This window comes from Brevundimonas sp. P7753, assembly GCF_013386595.1.
In the GTDB taxonomy this organism is placed as follows: Bacteria; Pseudomonadota; Alphaproteobacteria; order Caulobacterales; family Caulobacteraceae; genus Brevundimonas; species Brevundimonas bullata.
Window position 1 is genome coordinate 1 of the sequence record NZ_JACARP010000289.1, and the last position, 398, is coordinate 398.

General features: G+C 62.3%; 2 protein-coding genes. Both read right to left on the reverse strand.

Annotation, left to right across the window (positions count from 1 at the left end):
• The coding region (locus HX774_RS20475; RefSeq protein ID WP_370523757.1) for a Sua5/YciO/YrdC/YwlC family protein at nucleotides 1-276 on the reverse strand (276 nt) is incomplete at its 3' end.
• Nucleotides 170-398 (reverse strand): PHP domain-containing protein (locus HX774_RS19630; protein WP_370523758.1); only part of this gene is annotated, 229 nt, incomplete at its 5' end. The genes HX774_RS20475 and HX774_RS19630, both read right to left, overlap by 107 nt.

The window sequence follows — 398 nt, forward strand, 5'->3', positions numbered from 1 at the left end:
ACGCTCGACCGCACCCTTGTCGCCGATCTGGCAACCAATGGCGTAGGACGAGTCCGTTGGGTAGATCACCACGCCACCGGCACGGATGATCTCCACGGCTTGCTTGATCAGGCGCGCCTGGGGGTTTTCCGGATGAATCTGGAAGAATTGACTCACGTGTTCTACCTGTTCAGACGCTGGCAATAATGGGGTCATGCTTGAATCGCCCCCACAAGAGCGGCAGGTCTTCCGGCACGGCGCGGTACTCGCCGATCTCGGACCAGCCGCCTGGGCCATGAAAATCACTGCCGGCGCTGACCAGCAGACCAAATTCGCGGGCAAGAATCGCCAGGCTGCCCACCTGCGCGGCGGGTTGGTGCCCGTTGACCACCTCGATGGCGTGGCCCCCCGCTCCAATA